This is a genomic window from Streptomyces boncukensis, from assembly GCF_011045075.1.
Lineage (GTDB): Bacteria > Actinomycetota > Actinomycetes > Streptomycetales > Streptomycetaceae > Streptomyces > Streptomyces boncukensis.
This window is the reverse complement of sequence record NZ_JAAKZZ010000705.1, coordinates 1-3046: the sequence shown is the minus strand read 5'-3', so window position 1 is coordinate 3046 and position 3046 is coordinate 1. Positions and strand designations below refer to the sequence as shown.

The 3046-nt window shown below is 76.2% G+C and carries 2 protein-coding genes; both read left to right on the top strand.

Features of this window, described 5'->3' with window-relative positions:
- Nucleotides 1-87: 87 nt before the first annotated feature.
- The gene (locus tag G5C65_RS34560) at nt 88-2091 is read left to right on the top strand and encodes an IucA/IucC family protein (protein ID WP_165303015.1); all 2004 of its coding nucleotides are present in this window, start codon (nt 88-90) and stop codon (nt 2089-2091) included.
- 36 nt (nt 2092-2127) lie between these two features.
- Nucleotides 2128-2994 carry a GNAT family N-acetyltransferase gene (locus tag G5C65_RS34555; protein ID WP_165303014.1) on the top strand — a complete coding sequence of 289 codons (867 nt, stop codon included), beginning with the start codon at nt 2128-2130 and terminating at the stop codon, nt 2992-2994.
- Nucleotides 2995-3046 lie beyond the last annotated feature (52 nt).

Here is a 3046-nt window from a genome sequence, read left to right as displayed (position 1 = left end):
GCGGAGGGGAGCACCGGCGCGCCGCCCACTGCCGCTGCGGATGCCGCAGCGGCCGCTGCCGACGAGGACGCCCCCGGCGCCGGGGGGATCACCGACGATCCCCTGGAGGCCGTCGATCCGCAGCTGGCCGCCGACGCCGCCGCCGTGGAGAACCTGCTGCGCTGCTGGGTCCGCGAGAGCGGCCTGCCCCGTCCGGACAGCGGTCCGCTCCGCCTCCCGCTCGTCGCGACGGGAACCGCCCTGAGTATCCCCGTGCTGCACTGGTCGGCCACCGGGTGGCACCGCTTCGGAGCGCCCCGTGTGGACGGCGCGCCGGAGCACGCAGCGCCGCTCGACGCCGTCACGCTCGCCGCGCTCCTCGGCCGTGAGGCCGCCCACCGGAGCGGCCCCAGGACCACCCTCGGGCCCGCGGCTGCGGGCGCCCGCAGCGCCACCGGCGGACCCGCCCACGAGGCGGTTCCGGAGCGCGCCCCGGAGCCCGTCGCGGAGCGCGGGGAATGCGTCACCGCGGACGTCCGGGAGCCCGCTACCGCGGACGTCCAGGAGCCCTCCCCGGAGGCCGCCCGGGGGCCCGCAGCCCCGGGTCCGCAGGGGAGCACCGCAGGGCCCGCGCCGACGCCCGGGGAAGGAACGGACCTGGTCGGCCGGGTGGCCGACTCGCTGAGCCGCACCGCCGCCTTCCTCGCAGCGCGCCGCATCAGCCCCGCACCGCCCGCCGGAACGGACGCTTTTCTCGACGCCGAACAGTCGCTGCTGTTCGGACACCCCCTGCACCCCACCCCGAAGAGCCGCGAAGGGCTGTCCGACGCCGAGGCCCGCGCGTACTCACCGGAGGTGCGCGGCTCCTTCCCCCTGCACTGGATGGCGGCTGACCCCGCCGTACTCGCGGGGGACTCGGCGTGGACCGACCGGGGCAAGCCGGTCGAGGTGCGCGCGCTCGTGTGCCGCCTCGCCGGACCCGAGGTGGCCGCACGGCTGCCCGACGGCACGGTGCCCGTTCCGCTGCACCCCTGGCAGGCCCGCGACCTGGCCCACAGCCCCGCCGTCACCGCGCTCCGGGACGCCGGACTGCTGCACGACCTCGGGCCCGGCGGAGAGGCGTGGCACCCGACGTCGTCCGTGCGCACCGTCTACCGGTCCGGCGGCGCCGCCATGCTGAAGCTGTCGCTCGGGCTGCGCATCACCAACTCGCGCCGCGAGAACCTCCGCAAGGAGCTGCTGCGCGGCGTGGAGGTGCACCGGCTGCTGCGCAGCGGGCTGGCCTCCGCGTGGCACGCGGCGCACCCGACGTTCGACATCGTGCGCGACCCCGCCTGGATCGGTGTACACACGCCGGACGGCGAGCGGCTGGGCGGCTTCGACACCGTGGTCCGGCACAACCCCTTCGGCCCCGGCGACCGGGCGCTGTGCGTCGCCGGGCTGGTCTCGCCCCGCCCCGCCGCCGAGCTGCCCCCGGCCGCGCTCCGGTCCCGCCTGGCGGAGCTCGTCACCGGCCTCGCGGCGGGTACGGGCAGGCCGCGGCCGGCCGTCGCGACGGAGTGGTTCCTGCGGTACCTCGACGCGGTCGTACGCCCCGTGCTCTGGCTGGACGCCCAGGCGGGTGTCGCGCTGGAGGCCCACCAGCAGAACACACTGGTGCTGCTCGACGCCGACGGCTGGCCCGAGGGCGGCCGGTACCGCGACAACCAGGGGTACTACTTCCGCGCCTCCCGCCGGGACGAGCTCACCGCGCGGCTGCCCGGCGCCCGGCTCGGCGAGGCCAGCGACTCGTTCGTCGACGACGGGGTCGCCACCGAGCGCTTCGCGTACTACCTCGGCATCAACAACGTCCTCGGGCTGATCGGCGCGTTCGGCGCGCAGGGCCTCGCGGACGAGCAGCTGCTGCTGGCCGCCTTCCGGCGGTTCCTGGAGCGCGAGGCGCGGGGGACGGACGGCGAGCGGGTCTCGCCGCTGCCCGCCCTCCTGCTCGACGCGCCCACCCTGCGCTGCAAGGCCAACCTCCTCACCCGGCTGCACGGGCTCGACGAACTGGTCGGCCCCGTCGACACCCAGTCCGTCTACGTCACCGTCGACAACCCGCTCGCCCACTAGCCGCAGACAGCCCGACCGACGAGAAGAGACGTCGTCATGTCGCACCCGCAGCCCCGCTCCGCGCCACAAGCGCCCCCCAGCAGCGACGACACCCTCGACACCCTCGACACGTCCGGCCAGGACGGCCGTGCCGACCGCCGTGCCGGCGACGGCTGCGACGAGAGCGGCCGGGACGCGGACGGCTGCGACGACGACACCCTCAGCCTGGAAGTCCCCGGGGAGCTGACCGAGCTGCTCGCCGAGCGCGACAACTACGACGCGCAGCACGAGCCACCGCACGGCACGCGCGAGGCGGCTCCCTGCGGGACGGCGGCGGAGCCGCGCGGACGGCACGGCCTCCTCGACGCGCTGCCCGAATGGCCGCCCGTGCGGACCCCGGCGGGACGGTTCCGGCTGACGCCCGTCCAGCTGGAACGGGACCTGCCTCTCATTTCCGCCTGGATGAACGATCCGGCGGTTGCCGCCTTCTGGGAACTGGACGGTCCCCACGAGGTGACGGCAGCCCATCTGCGCCGGCAGCTCGAAGGCGACGGGCGCAGCGTGCCCTGCCTCGGCGAGCTGGACGGCACTCCCATGAGCTACTGGGAGGTCTACCGCGCCGACCTCGACCCGCTCGCCCGCCACTGCCGCACCCTGCCGCACGACACCGGGCTCCATCTGCTGATCGGCGGCGTCGCACACCGCGGCCGAGGCATCGGTACGGCGCTGCTGCGCTCCGTGGCGGACCTCGTGCTCGACCAGCGTCCGCTGTGCCGCCGCGTGCTCGCCGAGCCGGACGTACGCAACACCCCCTCCGTGGCGGCCTTCCTGGGCGCCGGATTCCGGTTCGGCGCCGAAGTCCGGCTCCCCGACAAGCGGGCAGCGCTGATGGTGCGCGACCGCGAGCACCGCGCCGCGCTGTGACCCGCAGCCCGCGCGGACCCCGCCCCCGGCCGCCCCGGGGGCTGTCCATACC